This window comes from Rhodospirillales bacterium (genome assembly GCA_028824295.1).
GTDB lineage: Bacteria > Pseudomonadota > Alphaproteobacteria > TMED109 > TMED109 > VXPW01.
Genome location: JAPPED010000001.1, coordinates 132,796 through 148,365 on the forward strand (window position 1 = coordinate 132,796; position 15,570 = coordinate 148,365).

14 protein-coding genes and 1 tRNA gene are annotated in these 15,570 nt (G+C 63.5%); 3 read left to right on the plus strand and 12 right to left on the minus strand.

Annotated features, from left to right (window positions below; all coding sequences use genetic code 11):
• Positions 1-343: 343 nt before the first annotated feature.
• Positions 344-1,084 (plus strand): hypothetical protein, encoded by a 741-nt coding sequence (locus OXH60_00650; GenBank protein ID MDE0710628.1) that lies wholly within the window; start codon positions 344-346, stop codon positions 1,082-1,084.
• 131 nt (positions 1,085-1,215) lie between these two features.
• Here the strand turns inward: OXH60_00650 and OXH60_00655 are convergent, their stop codons facing one another.
• Positions 1,216-2,898, minus strand: coding sequence for a thiamine pyrophosphate-binding protein (locus tag OXH60_00655; GenBank protein MDE0710629.1), 1,683 nt, complete (start codon positions 2,896-2,898; stop codon positions 1,216-1,218).
• A 121-nt stretch (positions 2,899-3,019) separates the two neighbouring features.
• Here OXH60_00655 and OXH60_00660 point away from each other — a divergent pair.
• Positions 3,020-3,109 (plus strand) — tRNA-Ser (locus OXH60_00660).
• 8 nt (positions 3,110-3,117) lie between these two features.
• Here OXH60_00660 and OXH60_00665 read toward each other — a convergent pair.
• The 8 genes from OXH60_00665 to OXH60_00700 form a co-directional block, all read right to left on the minus strand.
• Positions 3,118-4,098: an aldo/keto reductase gene (locus tag OXH60_00665; protein MDE0710630.1), complete on the minus strand. Its 981-nt coding sequence runs from the start codon at positions 4,096-4,098 to the stop codon at positions 3,118-3,120.
• Positions 4,099-4,129: 31 nt separating this feature from the next.
• Positions 4,130-5,410, minus strand: coding sequence for a serine--tRNA ligase (serS, locus tag OXH60_00670; protein ID MDE0710631.1), 1,281 nt, complete (start codon positions 5,408-5,410; stop codon positions 4,130-4,132).
• A gap of 11 nt (positions 5,411-5,421) precedes the next feature.
• Positions 5,422-6,312: a twin-arginine translocase subunit TatC gene (gene tatC / locus OXH60_00675; protein MDE0710632.1), complete on the minus strand. Its 891-nt coding sequence runs from the start codon at positions 6,310-6,312 to the stop codon at positions 5,422-5,424.
• Between the two features lie 9 nt (positions 6,313-6,321).
• Entirely contained in the window at positions 6,322-6,858 is a 537-nt protein-coding gene (tatB, locus tag OXH60_00680) for a Sec-independent protein translocase protein TatB (protein MDE0710633.1), read from the minus strand.
• 30 nt (positions 6,859-6,888) lie between these two features.
• Positions 6,889-7,137, minus strand: a complete 249-nt coding sequence (gene tatA, locus OXH60_00685) for a twin-arginine translocase TatA/TatE family subunit (GenBank protein ID MDE0710634.1) — start codon at positions 7,135-7,137, stop codon at positions 6,889-6,891.
• Between the two features lie 84 nt (positions 7,138-7,221).
• On the minus strand, positions 7,222-8,301 hold the full coding sequence (locus OXH60_00690; protein MDE0710635.1) for an ABC transporter ATP-binding protein: 1,080 nt from the start codon (positions 8,299-8,301) through the stop codon (positions 7,222-7,224).
• Positions 8,302-8,527: 226 nt separating this feature from the next.
• Positions 8,528-10,210, minus strand: coding sequence for an iron ABC transporter permease (locus tag OXH60_00695; protein MDE0710636.1), 1,683 nt, complete (start codon positions 10,208-10,210; stop codon positions 8,528-8,530).
• A gap of 2 nt (positions 10,211-10,212) precedes the next feature.
• Positions 10,213-11,241, minus strand: coding sequence for an extracellular solute-binding protein (locus OXH60_00700; GenBank protein MDE0710637.1), 1,029 nt, complete (start codon positions 11,239-11,241; stop codon positions 10,213-10,215).
• A 208-nt stretch (positions 11,242-11,449) separates the two neighbouring features.
• On the opposite strand from OXH60_00700, the gene OXH60_00705 reads away from it, so the two are divergent.
• A complete protein-coding gene (locus tag OXH60_00705; protein ID MDE0710638.1) occupies positions 11,450-11,926 on the plus strand; it encodes a nuclear transport factor 2 family protein in 477 nt (158 codons plus the stop codon).
• Positions 11,927-12,159: 233 nt separating this feature from the next.
• Here the strand turns inward: OXH60_00705 and OXH60_00710 are convergent, their stop codons facing one another.
• The 3 genes from OXH60_00710 to OXH60_00720 are packed head-to-tail and all read right to left on the minus strand — an operon-like array spanning position 12,160 to position 15,558.
• Positions 12,160-13,410, minus strand: a complete 1,251-nt coding sequence (locus tag OXH60_00710; GenBank protein ID MDE0710639.1) for a molybdopterin molybdotransferase MoeA — start codon at positions 13,408-13,410, stop codon at positions 12,160-12,162.
• Positions 13,400-13,909, minus strand: a complete 510-nt coding sequence (gene mobB / locus OXH60_00715) for a molybdopterin-guanine dinucleotide biosynthesis protein B (protein ID MDE0710640.1) — start codon at positions 13,907-13,909, stop codon at positions 13,400-13,402. The genes OXH60_00710 and mobB overlap by 11 nt, the downstream gene beginning before the upstream one ends.
• Positions 13,906-15,558 (minus strand): 4Fe-4S binding protein, encoded by a 1,653-nt coding sequence (locus tag OXH60_00720; GenBank protein MDE0710641.1) that lies wholly within the window; start codon positions 15,556-15,558, stop codon positions 13,906-13,908. The genes mobB and OXH60_00720 overlap by 4 nt, the downstream gene beginning before the upstream one ends.
• Positions 15,559-15,570 lie beyond the last annotated feature (12 nt).

Genomic DNA, 15,570 nt, shown 5'->3' on the forward strand with positions numbered 1-15,570 from the left:
CCATTCCGTCAGCAGCTGTCCGAAGCTGGTTTTGACCGCGGAAGACAGCCGTGGCAGTGCCGAGAAGGCACTTGGCCTTCGATGGTCGAATTCGGTCCATATGAACCAATAGGTCGCCCCCTCGCATCCCGGGAACCGACCTTCCCTGGGGGACTGCAGTCACTGAACCCGTCTCGGGCGAAACCTGTGTTCGGGATGGTCGGCAACATGGGCCATCGACAGGATGCAAAGTGATCTTGGACGGTCAGCGTTCCGGGACAACGTCAGCTAGGACGACAGATGTCAGTGGTCCTGCCAACCGATACAATCGGTCACGTCCGAGCCACAACATCAGAGGTGTCCGGTGGTCAACGTTTCAAGACTCATCGCGTTACTCGCGATTCCCGTACTGTTTCCCGGCGCCGCTGCGGCCCAAACCGTCGACGAGGTGTTGACTGCCCGCTTTGACGGCAGGTTCCTCGAGGCGGCTGACCTCGCCGAGGGCCTTGGCACCTCCGAGGGATATGCCTTGGGCGCGCAAGCTTTGGCCATTTACGGGCATCATCTCGCCCCGACCCGGGAAGAAGCGCAGTCGACGCTGCTAAGGGCCATCGATCTTGCGGAAAAGGCGGTTGAGCTTGACGACTCCAACCCGCTTGCCCACCAGGAATTGGCCCACGCCATGGGCCGTTACGCCGAAACCCTGCCTACCACCGAGGCATTGAGCGGCGGCTATGCGGAAAAGACGATCGCCTCCATGCGGCGGGGCCTCGAGCTCGATCCGGACTTCCTATACGGGCACTTGGCCGTGGCCGGCTGGCATGCCCGGATCATCAACGCGGCCGGGTTCTTGGGCGCGTTGATCTACGGCGCCAGCGAAGATGAGGCCATCGCCCACTACCAGCGGGCCACGGAACTTGGTCCCGACAATGTCATCGTGATGGCCGGTCACGCTATCGGCCTGCTGATGCTAGACGATGATGACTACCGCGGTCAGGTTGAAGAACTGCTCGCGCGCATCGAGGCTGCGCCGAAGGAAGACGCGTACGAGCGACTGATGCACGAGGAAGTCCTGAAGCATCTCGAGGCCATCGACGGAAGCTGAGCGCGGCATCGGCAAGTCCTCACGCAGAGCCGGGGGTCGGCCTGCGGGGCGTCGACGGACAGCGCCAACACATGATCGCGGAACTCTTCGCAATCAGTGCTGAATAGGCCAGGCTGCAGCCTCGTTTCCGCTCACGCTGCTTCTTTGCGCTTCTGCCGCGTGTACGGCGGGGGCTTGAAGTAACGAGGGTACTCGCCGATCGACGCCATATCGACCTCGACCAGTGCTGGGCCGCGCACTGCCAGTGCTGCTTGCATGGCCGTCGTTAGTTCATCGGACGTTTCGACGCGCGCATAGTGAAGCCCGGCAAGTTCAGCCAGCTTCCCGAAGTCGGGGGCGAGCAGGTTATCGAAATAGTGCCGTCCGCCGTACAGCGCGTCCTGAATGTGGCGAATGACCCCATACCCGTTGTCGTTCATGACAACGAAGACGACATCCGATTGTTCCTGCACCGCGGTCCACACCTCCGCCAGACTGAGGCAAAAACCGCCGTCGCCGCACATGGAGACGACCTTGCGACCGTTGGCCCCGATTGCCGCTCCGATACCGAACGGCAGGCCCGGACCGATAGCGGCGCTCACCGGGAACACGTTGGTGCGCGGATCGTTTAGCGGGAAGATTCGATTTCCCCAGGTGCTGTTCGCAAGCGTGATGTCCCGTACCCAGATGGCGTCCGGCGGCATGACATCCCGCATGCGGGCGGGGAACTCCCGGTAGGCATCGAGGGCGTCCGCATAGCTCGTCGCTGCCTCATCCTTGCTGGCCGCAGCATCGGTGCCGTGGTCGGGTGCGATCGAAAGCGACATCTGGTCAAGTCGGTCGGCGATCGAGTCGAGCGCTGCCCCGGCTTCGGCAACGTGGAACAGATCGGCCGGGTAAGTACGTCCCGAAGCGGACGCCTCGATATCAATATGAATCCGGCGGTCAGGTAGCGTGAGACTCATGTCGACGGTTTCCTGTCCGCGCAGCCGGCACCCGACCACGACCAACAGGTCAACCGACTTCAGGAATTCGAGTCCTCGAGGGGTGGTCACCAAGGGCCCGAGCACAAGGGGGCATTGCTCCGAAACGACACCGCGTCCGTTCCAGCTGGTTGCCAGCGGAATACCGAGGTCGATCCAGCGTTTCACGGCGTTTCTGGCGTGCTTGGCCCCATTGCCGGTCCACAGCAATGGACGACGGGCACCGGCCACCTGGGCCGCGATCGCGTCGAGACCGGCGTCAGTGCCCGGGTTGGGTTGCGGTACCGGCAGGCTCAGGAAATCGAGCCCCCCGGGGCGGGCGATCACGTCTCGTTGAATGTCGATTGGAATCTCGACACTGACCGGGCCTGTCGGCGGGCTCAATGCGAGGGTGGCGGCCTTTACCAATGTCCCGAACGCTGTCTCCGGGCTCCGCACCCGAAACGCCCCCTTTGATACGGCTTCAAGCATGCCAAGCTGGTTCGGCGCGTCATGCACCGGACCCTGGGCGCGTTCCAGGTATCCGCTGGCGGTTTGACCCGTCAGATGGAGCAGCGGGGTGCCGGCGAAGCCGGCCTCCACCAGGGCACCGGCGGCGTTTGCAGCCCCGGGACCGGTGCTGGTGATCAGTACACCCAGTTCACCGGACACGCGGGCGTACGCATCGGCCATGTGCCCGGCTCCGGCCTCTCCGCGCCCCATCACGAATCGAATCGCGTTTCGGCGTCCGATGGCGTCCAGCATCGGAATGTTGTGAATCGAGACCACGCCAAAAACCGTGGTCACTCCGATTGCGTCGAGGAATTCGGCAACCAAATCACCGATGGGGATGGCGTATTCATTGCTGTTCATGGTCGTTGGTCGAGGCTCGCGGTTGATGTACTCAGGTCGCGTCCGGTGCAGGGTCACCAGACGACCGGAGGTTGGCAGGCGTCGTGTTGTGGCCGTAGTCTCCGCAGGCGATGGCCGAAGTGGATGGGTGGCTGAGTGGTCGAAAGCACCGGTCTTGAAAACCGGCGATTCCGCAAGGAATCCGGGGGTTCGAATCCCTCCCCATCCGCCAGTCCGGACTCATGAATGACCGGCGACGGCGCGCGGTTCGTAGAGTTCTTCCAGATACTCCATGTCGCTCGCGTCGAGCGACCGATCGACTGCCTTCAACAGCGTGTCCAGCTGTTCCTGGCTCGACACCCCGACAATCGGCGCGGTCACGGCTGGTTTCGCCAGCAGCCAGCCAAGCGCCACTTCCGGTCGGGAAGCCCCCAGACGCTCTGCAACTTCTCCAACCCGGTCGGCAATCGCAAAGTCGATATCCCGGTAGTACATGCTCTGGGCGATGTCGTCGGTCTTGGCGCGCACGGTGCCGCCGCCGCCCTGGCGGTGTCGATTGCCGACAAGGAAGCCTCTGGCAAGCGGGCTCCACGGGGTGACCGCAATACCCTGGTCAGTGCACAGCGGGATCATCTCCCGCTCTTCCTCTCGATAGATCAGATTGTAGTGATTCTGCATTGACACGAACGGCGTCCAACCATTCTGCCGCGCAACGGCCTGAGCTTTCATGAACTGCCAGGCGTACATGCTGGAGGCACCGAGATACAGAGCCTTGCCGGCTCGCACCACGTCGTGCAGCGCCTCCATCGTTTCCTCGATGGGAGTTTCGCGGTCCCAGCGATGAATGATGTAGAGGTCAACGTAGTCGGTGCCGAGTCGACGAAGCGAGGCGTCGATACTCTCCATGATGTGCTTGCGTGACAGGCCGCGCTCATTCGGACCATCACCCATGCGCTGAAAGACCTTGGTCGCCAGCACGTACTCGTGACGCCGGAGAAGGCTTCCTAACACCCGGCCTGTCACTTCCTCACTGCCTCCCAGCGCATAGACGTCCGCCGTATCAAAGAAATTGATTCCGGCGTCGACTGCCGCCTTGATGATCGGCCGACTGGGTCCCTCCTCCATCACGTAGTCCCGCCAACCCGGGGTGCCGAACGTCATCATGCCCAGGCAAAGCTTTGAAACTTTGGTACCCGTACGTCCAAAGCTCACGTATTCCATCATGGATCTCCTGTTGATGAAGGTCTGATTGTCAGGTTGAAGTGGCGGAAATCCGCTCGAGGTGACCAAGGTAGGGTCGCAGGGCGACAGGAACGGTGATGGATCCGTCCGCTTCCTGGTAGTTCTCCATCACGGCGATCAGCAATCGTCCGGCTGCCACACCGGATCCGTTCAGCGTGTGGACATACTGCAGATCTCCGGAATCCGGATGACGATACCGGGCGTTCATGCGACGGGCCTGAAAGTCACCACAGTTGGAACAGCTGGAAATTTCCCGGAACGCCTCCTGACCAGGCAGCCAGACCTCGAGGTCGAGAGTCTTGCGCGCCGAGAAGCCCATGTCGCCGCTCGAGAGCAAGACCACGCGGTAAGCAAGGCCCAGTTGCTGCAGCACAGTTTCAGCGCAGCGCGTCATGCGTCGCAGTTCAGCGTCCGAATCTTCGGGGCGAGTGATCGATACCAGTTCAACCTTGCTGAACTGGTGCATCCGGATCATGCCGCGATTGTCCCGGCCGCCGGCGCCGGCTTCAGCCCGATAGCACGGCGTTAAGGCGGTGTACCGCCGAGGGAGCGTGGTGCCGTCCTGAATTTCTCCGGCAACCAGATTCGTGAGCGGCACCTCGGCGGTAGGAATGAGCCAGTACCCGTCGGTGGTCTGAAACAGGTCTTCCGCAAACTTGGGTAGCTGACCCGTCCCGAACAGGGCGGCCTCGCGTACCAGCGCGGGCGGACTGACTTCCTGGTAGCCGTGTTCCTGGGTCTGCAGGTCCATCATGAAAGTAGTCAGGGCTCGCTCGAGGCGGGCGAGCGCGCCCGTCAGAATCACGAACCGCGCCCCGGACATGCGGGCGGATCGCTGGAAATCCATCAAGCCGAGCGCTTCTCCCAGGGTCACATGGTCACGGGCCTCAAACGCGAACGTAGGCGGCTCGCCCCAATGCCGGAGTTCCTGATTCGCGCGCTCGTCGGGGCCGTCCGGGACGTCAGCGTCGGGCAGGTTCGGGAATTCCGACAGCATGGTCTGAACCTGAGCGTCCAGCTGGTCGGCGCATGTCTGGAGCTCGGAGATCGAGCGCTTGAGGTCACCTACCTGCCGCACGAGATCCGCCACATCCTCGCCGGCAGCCTTCCGCGCCCCGATGTCGCGACTGGCCGCGTTCCGCTCTGTCTGTGCGGCTTGCAGGTCGGTCAGGCACTTGCGCCTGCGGGTATCCACTTCGAGCACTGCGGTTGCCTGCGGTTCGAGCCCGCGCCGTGCTAGACCCGCGTCAAACTGCTCCGGATTCGCCCGAATCCACGACATCGCAAACATGGAACGTCAGCCTATCTGCCCATGTGATAATCGGTTTCAGGAATGTCATCGTCCGGCCCGTCATCGGGTGGCGCGTCGTCGCCGTCGTTGTCGTCATCCGGGAGATCGTCATGTTCTCGCGCGTAGCGCCGCTCCATAGCGGCGGCCAACAGGATGGAGATCTCAAACAGCACGATGATCGGGATCCCGAGGCCAACTTGGCTGATCAGGTCCGGCGGCGTCAGGAGGGCAGCGCCGACAAACGCAATGACCACCGCATACTTTCGCCGCTTTCGCAGGGCGGCGGCGGTCGTGAGCCCCGCCCGGGCTAGCAAGGTGATGGCGACCGGCAATTGGAATGCCAGGCCGAAGGCAAACATGAGCTTCAGGACGAGCGACAGGTACTCGTTGACCTTGGCCTCAAGCTCAATGGCCAGACCGGTATCGACTCCGGCGGTTTGGAACGAGAGGAAAAAGGACCAGGCGAGCGGAAAAATGAAGGCGTAGACCAACGTGGCGCCCAGGGCGAACAGCACGGGCGTGGCGACCAGAAACGGCAGAAATGCACGGCGCTCAGTGCGGTACAGTCCCGGTGCGGCGAACTTGTACAGCTGCGTCGCGATGACGGGAAACGAGACAAAGAGTGCGGCGTAAAATGAGACCTTCAGGTAGGTGAAGAACGCCTCGGTCAGCGCTGTGTAGATCATGCGCGGATTCTCGACGCCGCGCTCCTCGTAAATCTTCGCGAGCGGTCTGACCAAGAATGCGTAGATGTCTTCGGCGAAGACATACGCGATCACGAAGCAGACGAAAAAAGCGACGACCGCCCACTTCAGGCGGTCGCGCAATTCGATTAGATGGTCGATTAAGGGTGCCCTGGAGGCCTCGATCTCCGCTTCATCCCGGTCTGTTCGCGACGCCATCTCCCGAAACTAGGCCTCGTCGCTGCCTTGTTCGGGATCGCCGGCGCGGACATGGCGGAGTCCTACCGGGCGCGAAGCGGGCTCCTTGGGCTCCGACGCGGTGCGGGCAACCGTCCCGGCGGGCTGTGCCAAGGGAGTTCCGCCCGGCATGGTCGGCGGGCGCGCCGGGGGCGGGCTCGGCGGGATTGGCTCCGGCTCGACCGTCTTCGGTGTCTCTTCCTCGACGGCCGAATTGGCGGATCCGTTCGAATCGGACGGTACTCGGATGTCCTGCAGCGACCGGGTGAGTTCGCCGCCCGGATCTATCGTGGATCGGATCTCGTGCCGGAAGCCGCTCCGGGCGGATTCCACCGTCTTTCGGACCTCGTCGAGCTCGGCCTCGCGGACCGCATCATCCACCGATTCACGGAACTCCTTGGCCAGCGCGCGAATCTTTCCTGCCCACTGCCCCACCGTGCGGAGAACTTTCGGGATATCCCTCGGCCCAACGACAAAGAGCACCACCACACTGATGACAAGGACTTCCGTCCAGCCAATGTCCAGCATCAAAGCCTCGGTGCACGCCGGGCCGTGCCGTTACGATTTGGCCGATTCGTCGGCTTTCGCGGTGGCGGCGGCCGCAGGTGCGGCATCTTCAGCACCCGTCGCTTCGTGCGCTACTTCCTTCGGCCCGTCGGCATCAGCCGCGACCTCTTCCTTCATGCCGGAACGGAAACTCTTGATCCCTTTGGCCAGATCGCCCATCACTCGGGGCAGCTTGCCGGCGCCAAAAAGAATCAGAACGATCGCAAGGATCAGAATGACTTGCCAAATGCCAATGCCCATGGCCCTAGAACCTCCGACTGCGCCATGGTTGGGGGACGCAACCCGCGATGCTCAGTATGGCAAAGATGGGCCGTTCCGCAACAATCAACCGTCTGTTGGAAACACGAACGCCCGCGCGGGATCCAGCCGCACGAGGATCTCGGCACCTTCAGCGGGCGCCGAATCGGCCGGCACGCGGGCATGCAGAATTCCGCTGTCATCTCGTGGCTGGATCGCGACCACGGCGAGCGCCCCCAGGCTGCGAACGCTTCGAACCGTCACGGGGGTTCCGTCACCGAGCAGCAACCCTTCTTCCCGCACCAGCAGCTCGGCTGCACTGCCTTCCGAAAATCCGGGCGCTCCGAGCGGCCCGAACGGCGTGGTCACCTGTCCACCCTGCACTTTCACCGGTATCCGGTTTACATGCCCCAGGATCCCCGCACAAAAGGCGTCGTTGGGATGCGAATAGATTTCCTCCGGCGTACCAAGCTGTAGGACCCTCCCGTCGTGCATCACACTGATGCGGTCGGCAAACCGCATCGCATCTTCCGGATTGTGGCCGACGAGGACCGCGACGGTCCCGGAATCACGAAGAACCCGGCAAACCGCGGCAGCCAGGTCGGTCCGAAGTTGCGGGTCAAGGCCGGCAAACGGCTCGTCGAGCAACATCACGTCCGGATCGGTGGCGAGAGCTCTTGCAAGCGCAACCCGTTGTGCTTCACCCCCGGACAACGTGTGCGGCAGGCGCTCGGCAACGTCGGCAAGTTCTACGCGCTCCAGCATCTCCTGCGCCCGCGTGGCACGAGTCGGGCGGGCTCGCCCGTTGAGGCCGAACGCCACGTTGTCTGCGGCGCTCAGATGCGGGAAGAGCGCGGCATTCTGGAACACCATCCCCACCCGGCGCTGTTCCGGTGGTACTTCGATGGACCTGTTGGCCAATACGCGGCCATCAACGACGATGGAGCCACCGTGAATGTGTTCGATGCCGGCGATGGCCCGCAGCAACGTGGTCTTGCCCGCTCCGGACGGTCCGACAATCCACAGCACCTCTCCGTGCTTGGCATCGAGGAAAATGTCAGTAATCAGCGGCTTTCCACTGGCCTGCGATCGAACCGACAGGCCCCGGACTTCCAAACCGCGCTTCGATTCACCTGCCATCATTCTCAGGTCCGCGCTGTCGAACATGCCACCATCGCATCTATCTGACCCAAGAAGCAATGGCAAAGTGCGCAAGTTCCGGAACCTTGCACGTCTTCCACGGGCGGTTCGGCTCGTTGGGTGACCGGCACATCGTGGTGGTTTGCGTGATGAACTCGCGCCGTACCGTCCAAGATGGTAGGTCGCCAGCAACGGAACGGGGCAGGACCAGTGCCGATTCGACGGTGGCAACGGTCCGGGCAGCCTCTTTCGGTCAGGATGAGGTCTCGGCCGCAACGCTTGGCTGCAGGAAGCGCCGCGACAGCACGATCAGGGGAACCAGCCCAACGGCAACAATCGCAATGGCAGGGAGAGCCGCGTCCGCCATCCTTTCTTCCTGCGCCATTTCGAACGCTCGCACTGCCAACGTGTTGAAATCAAATGGTCGCAGGATCAACGTGGCGGGGAGTTCCTTCATCACCTCAACGAACACCAGGGCCGCGGCGGTGGCAATGCCCCCACGGAGAAGTGGCACGTGCACCCGGACCAACATGCCGCGAGGGAACACTCCCAATGTCCGCGCAGCCGCGTCGAGAGTGCCTGGAATGCGGTGGTACGAACTCTCGAGCGCGTTCATCGATACGGCGAGAAAGCGGACCGCATAGGCAAACAGCAGTACGGTCACGGTCCCGGACAGCAGCAGGCCGGTGCCAGCCCCGAATATCATCCGGCTCACGTCATCCACAGCGTGATCGAACAACGAGCACAATCCCAATACGCCAACCGCCACGACCACGCCTGGCACCGCATATCCCGCGCCGGCAGTCCGGGCAAACGGGCGAACGATGGCTGGATCAAGGCGCAGGCCGAACACCACCAACCACGCGATCGCCACAGTCAGGGCTGTAGCGGCGAGTGCCAGGCCCAGAGTGTTCAGCATGATCGCAGGGAACGCGGGATCGATCGGGGCGCCGGCGCGCAGATGCCACCAAGCGAGAAAGGCGGCGGGTAGCACGAAGCCAAGTAGTACCGGCAACCCGCAGCCGAGCATGGCCATCGCCGCCCGCCGGCCGCGCAACACATACCGGATAACGGGTCGGCTCCGATCGTTTTCCGGATGGTAGCGGAGCGACTTGCGCAGCCGTCGTTCCGCCCACAAGACCGCAAGGACCACCAGCAGCAGGACGGTAGCCAGCCGGGCCGCGGCACCGATATCCCCGAACCCGAACCATGCTCGGTAGATCCCCGTCGTAAAGGTTCCGATGCCAAACAACTCCATGACGCCGATATCATTCAGCGTTTCCATGACTGCCAGCGCACAGCCGGCGACCAAGGCGGGACGCGCCAGCGGCACCGCGAGAGTGCGAAAGATTCGAACCGGCCCCCGGCCCAGCAAGCGGCCGGTTTCAATCAATGTCGCCGACTGGGTTGCAAACGCCGTCTGGACGAGGAGGTACGCGTAGGGATAGAGCACGAGGGAAAGCACGACGGTCGCCCCAAGCGGTGAACGCACCGAGGGAAACCAGTAGTCGTCCTTGCCCCAGTCGAAGTAATCCCGCAACGCTGTCTGGATGGGCCCAGCGAACTCGAGCAGGTCACCGTAGACAAAGGCTGCGATGTAGCCGGGCAGGGCCAGCGGCAACACCAGCGCCCAACTGAAGAACGCACGTCCCGGGAAATCGCACATGGCGATCAGCCAAGCCGTGCTGACCCCGAGAATCGCGGTCCCCAACGCCACTCCCAGGGCGATCCCGACCGTGTTGACTATGTAACCAGCGAGTACCGTATCAACGAGGTGCGGCCACAGATCGTTGGCTGGTGCCGAGAGGCCGAACACCACTACCAGGAGTGGCCCGACCAGCAGCAGCGATGTCACCGACGCGGTCCACGTCCAGCTGTTCAGCGTACGGATGCGGCGCCCGGCGCTGCTCAGGCGGGCCAGGGCGGCGCCCATCATGCCTACTTCCAGCCCGCGCGATCGGCGATCCGGACCGCATCAGCATTCAACTTGCCGAATTCCACCACGGGAACGTCATCGGGTGTGAAACTCTGCCATTTGGCCACTTCGCCGCTCGGCTGCACATCGGGATGTACCGGGAACTCGTTGTTGATCTCTGCGTACAGAGACTGGGCTTCCGGAGAGGCAAGGAACTCGATAAAGGCGAGTGCCAGCTCGGGATGGGGCGCGTGGCGGGCAACACCGGCGCCGCTGACATTGACGTGCGTGCCCATCCGATCGTCGGCCGGGAAGTGAAGCGCCGTATTGCTGATGGAATCAGATTCTTCCGAACCGAGCATCAATGCGTAGTAGTAGCTGTTGACAATCGCCACATCGGCTTCGCCCGCGGCCACGGCCCGGATCTGGTCGCGGTCACCGCCACTCGGGGGGCGGGCAAGGTTGCCGACAACACCGCGGGCCCATTGCTCCGCCCTCTCAGGCCCAAAATTGGCAATGACCGCCGCGATCAGTGACTGGTTGTAAATGTTGCTACTGGAACGCACGGCCACCCTTCCCTCCCAGGTGGAAGCCGCAAGATCAATGTAGCCACCAAGGTCTGTGGCGATGCTGTAGGAACTGACCCGGTCCGTTGCGTAGACGACGGCGCGGGCGCGCAGGCTCAATCCAAACCACTGGTTGCCGGGATCCCGATAGTCAGAAGGGACCACGCTGTGGAGAAACTCCGAGTCGACCGGTTGCAGCAAGCCTGCGTCGACGGCCCGCCACAGGTTGCCGGCGTCAACCGTCAGCAGGACGTCGGCCGGCGAATACTCGCCTTCCGCGATCATGCGCTGGATAAGCTGCCCGCCGGATGCGGCCACGATCCTGACGTCCGCACCCGTTTTCGCCGTGAACGCGTCCAGGAGCGGGCGCATCAATGCTTCCTTGCGCGACGAATACAGATTGACTGACTCGGCGGCTGCCGGGGTGGCAGCCAAGATCGAGGAGCCGGCAATTGTGAGCGTCAGCGCAAGGGTCAGGACACGCATTGAGCATCCATTGCAAGTAACAATTATTCGCAGGTTCATAGCCGATGAATCAAGTGGCCGCAACCCACTTCGACCTCTTGACGGAAGTTCCGGATACCGGTGATGCGGCTGGCTCAGCCCGTCGACCTACGCGTTATTGTGGGCGCCGCTGATCACACGCTCGGATGGCACGTCGACCGCACCGAAGACCACTTCTCAGAGGATGGCTATGACCCTTTCTGCTGACAATCCCGATGATCTCGCCGCCTTCATCGCGCGGTTCACCCGTGCCGCCTGTACGGGCCCCGGCGCCAAGCTTGCGGAATGCTTCACTGACGACGGCGTGTATCACGACGGGTTCTACGGGGCGTTTTGCGGACGTGAAGCGATTGCGGCCATGATCGACGATCATTTCCACGCGCATTCCGAGAATCTGGAGTGGGTCTACAAAGATATTTGTGAGGGAGCAGGCCTCGCCTACGGATCGTACCGCTTCCATTACGATTCCCTGCTGCCAGGCGCCAAGGGAACGCGCGTGACCATGGAAGGAATGGGCAGGTTCCGCTTTCAGAAGGGGCTGATCGCCGACTATTCGGAAATTTTCGACGTCGGGATTGGAATGACCCAGCTCGGATTTCCGGCCGAACGGATCGCACGCTCGCTTCAGAAACGCGCGGCAGCCGTGGTGAACGGCCCCATCCTCTAGCGGCCCTGTACGCAAATCGCGGGAACGTTCTGCGGTATCGCGGCAAGTTCGGGCGGCCCCCTCCGGGATGCGTCACCAGCATGGAATTCGCCTGCGCATGGCGTCCGCCTACCGCCAATGTGGCAAGTCTCCGGCCCGCATCATGTGCGAAATCCTCCCCGCCAGGGCATCCGGCACCTGTCGGTTGCCGTCGGGTCAGGCCTGTCGGTGCCGTCGTCCGGACCGACGCTCAATCAATCCAGCAGTCCGCGAAACGGCAGCCAGTTCACCGGCTGACCGGGCCGCACTTCGCTGACGTTCTCCGGCAACACCGCGAGTCCTTCGGCCCAAGCCACCGACGAGAGGATGCCGGCGCCGGAGCGCGGAAACAGTTCAAGCACCTCAGGGTGCTCCGTAGAACGGCGGCGGACCCGCAGGAACTCGCGACGACCAGTTTTTTTCTTGTACGTGAAGCCACACTCGGCCGGCACGCCGGACGGGAACTTCCAATCCTCCCCAGCCAGCCTAGCGATGACCGGCCGCGCAATCACCAGGAACATCACGAAGGCAGCAACCGGATTGCCCGGTAAGCCAACGACCGGAGTCTCGGCAAACTGGCCCAGGCCGACCGGGCGTCCCGGCTTGACCGCGAGGCGCCAGAAGTAGAGGGAACCGGCGTCGCCCAGCGTCCGCCGTACATGATCCTCCTCGCTTTCCGACATTCCTCCGGAGACGATCAGCAGATCATGGAAACTTGCCGCCCGCGCGAGCTCTTCGTGCACGTCCTTGGCGCGATCGACCACGATGCCGAGATCACTGACGTCGGCGCCGGTAGCGCGGGCGAGCGCGCAGAGCATGGTCCGGTTGGAATCGTAGATCTGTCCCACTTCAAGGGCGCGCCCAGGGTCAGCGAGCTCATCCCCTGTTGACAGCACCCCGACGCGCAGCCGACTCCGTACCTTGACCGACGCGCGTCCCAGAGCCGCCAGGATGCCGGTTTCTGCGGGCCCGATTCGCTGACCTGCCCGCAGCACCGTTGCCCCTGCCTGCAGGTCTTCACCAGCAGAGCGTGCGTTCGCTCCCCGCCTCAGCCCGGCAGGTACGTACACGCGTTGGCCTCGGAGCTCCGCGTCCTCCTCCATCACGACCGTGTCGGCATCCGAAGGAAGCACGGCGCCGGTGAGAACCCTCACGGTGCTCTCGTCAGGCAGGTCACCAGCCCAGGGATGCCCCGCACCTGCACTACCGATCAGCTTCAGCCACCCTTCACCTTTCCCTGCCAAGTCAGCGAACCGGAACGCATAACCGTCGACGGCCGTGTTTGCGTGCGGCGGCACGTCGCGGTCGCTGGTGATGTCTTCAGCGAGAGTCCGTCCCGGGGATGACCCGACCGGCACGTCGACCAGCAAGGTCGACGGCTTGAGTCGACGCCCCAGCTCGGCATGAGCATCCGCAAGCGGAATCAGCCCACCGCCGAAGGCGAAGCAGTCGTCCTTAAGCTGCACGGTTCGAGATGCCGAGTTCGACGAGAATGAAGTCGACGATCGCGGTCTCGTCGTTCAGCGGAAGGACCCTTCGATCGAATTCCGAAACCGGGGCATCGGCAGCAATGGCGATGATCATGGGGTCGTCGGCAGCGAGCAACGGACGTCTCAAGGCAGGACGATGCACTTCGATCTTCTTGTGGGCCCCGCCCTTCCAGCCTTCGATCAGCAGGACGTCGACCGTTTCCATCCGTGCGATCAAACGCTCAGGGGTGCGGTCAACATTGCGCTCTTCATGGATCAGCGCCCAGCGCTGTCCCGAGGCGACAAGGACCTCGCGCGCACCGGCTTCGCGGTGAACAAAACTGTCTTTCCCCGGCCGGTCAATTTCAAAGCTGGCGTGCGCGTGCTTCAGGGTCGAAACCGTATGGCCGCGCCGGTTGAATTCCGGGATCAGGCGAGCGATCAGCGACGTCTTTCCGCTTCCCTGCCATCCAACGATTCCGATCCTGGGAATCATTTTCGCTCTCCGTCCGAGCCCTTGCCTCCTGGCCCCTCACCTGAACCGGACCGGTAGTCGTCCGTTGTGCGGACCCTGGGGCGGGCCGTTTCGCCGGCGGCGAGGGGATCACGGAACTGGTCGATGACCCGGCAATCCGCACACATTTTCACACGCTGCTCCAGCCGGGGATCCATCGCCAACATGGGATGGCCGGCAAGCCTTTGCAGTGTCCGTTCGATGGACTGACGCACACCGAACGGTTTTCCGCAAGAGATGCACGCAAATGGCTGCTCTTCGTGCAGCGTGCGCCCGGCGCCGGGACCAAGGTCCGGCCGCAGTCTTGCCTGCAGCGTGATCGCGTCCTCCGGGCAGGTCGCGCGACACAGGCCGCACTGGACGCACGCGTCTTCCTGAAATCCCAATCGGGGAGTGTCGGGATCATCCTGCAGCGCGCCGGTCGGGCAAGCGCCGACGCAGGCCAGGCACAAGGTACAAGCGTTCGGGTCAACCTCGATGGTGCCGAAGGCCGCATCCTTGGGCAGAATGATCGTATCGGCGGCAACCGCGGCGTGCGCGTGCAGGTGACGGACAGCCTGCAGCGCGCCGGCGCGTCGTTCGCCGAGCGCCAGGAATTCGGCCGATGGCCAGTCTGCTCCGCGTTCGAGGGATTGCAGGATGGCGAGCAGGGTGTCCGGGTCCGCCGTGGCGGAATGGACCGCGCGGCCCCCGAACCCAAGAGCCTCAGTAATGGCGTTCACCACTGCCATTTGCTCGTCAATGGGACGGAGAGTATCCGGACGGGCCGGGTTGCTGACGCACACGACATGGGAAGCGCCCCAGGCCAGGGCCATCGTCATCAATTCGGCGCCCGCTTGTGAAACGACTCCCAATGAGAGCGGTAGCAGGCGGGAAAGATCTTGGCCGGCCTGTTCCCGCGCCGCTTCGATCAGGTCGGCTCCGAATCCGTCGCCGTGCAGGACCAGGATTGGAGCGTGTCCGGCATGCTCGTGCCACGCCCGCAACGCGGCGCGCAGTCGTCGCAAGGATGCGTCTTCGGCCGGTAGGTCGTAGCGAAGCGCTCCCGTCGGACAGGCACCGACGCACAGACCGCAACCGGCGCAAACCAGCGGGTCCAGCGCCACGTGGTCGCCCGCGGGTGCGATCGCCCCGAGGGGGCAGAGGTCAAGGCAACGCGTGCAACCCGAAATTCGGCTGCGCGCGTGCGCGCAGTATTCGCTACGAACGTCGACGAATAGCGGGTACTCAAGGTCGCCACGGCACTCGGCGACCGCTTGCAAGCCGGCCTTCAGGGCCCGCGGGTTCCGCGGATCACAACGCACATACCCTCGTCGGAGCTCGTGAGCCTGGACCGGTGGCGGACCGCGCGAGAGATCGAGGACCGCATCCGCCTCCAGCCGTTCGTCACTGTCTCGCAGCGTCACGATCCAGGCGCCCACGTGCCCGGCCACCTGCGCTGGCCTGCCCACCACGACACGAACGGACGCCTGCACCGGATGGTCGGCGGTGTCGCCCGGGCCATCGGCGGACAAGACCGTCACCGCATTGCCGTCAGCCAACTCTCGGGCAGCCGGCACCGCGTGTGCCCACGTCCCGATGATCAGCACCCTTCCGTGCCCGTGCACGTGGAGCGCGCGTCCTGGCGGCACGGACTCCTTCGT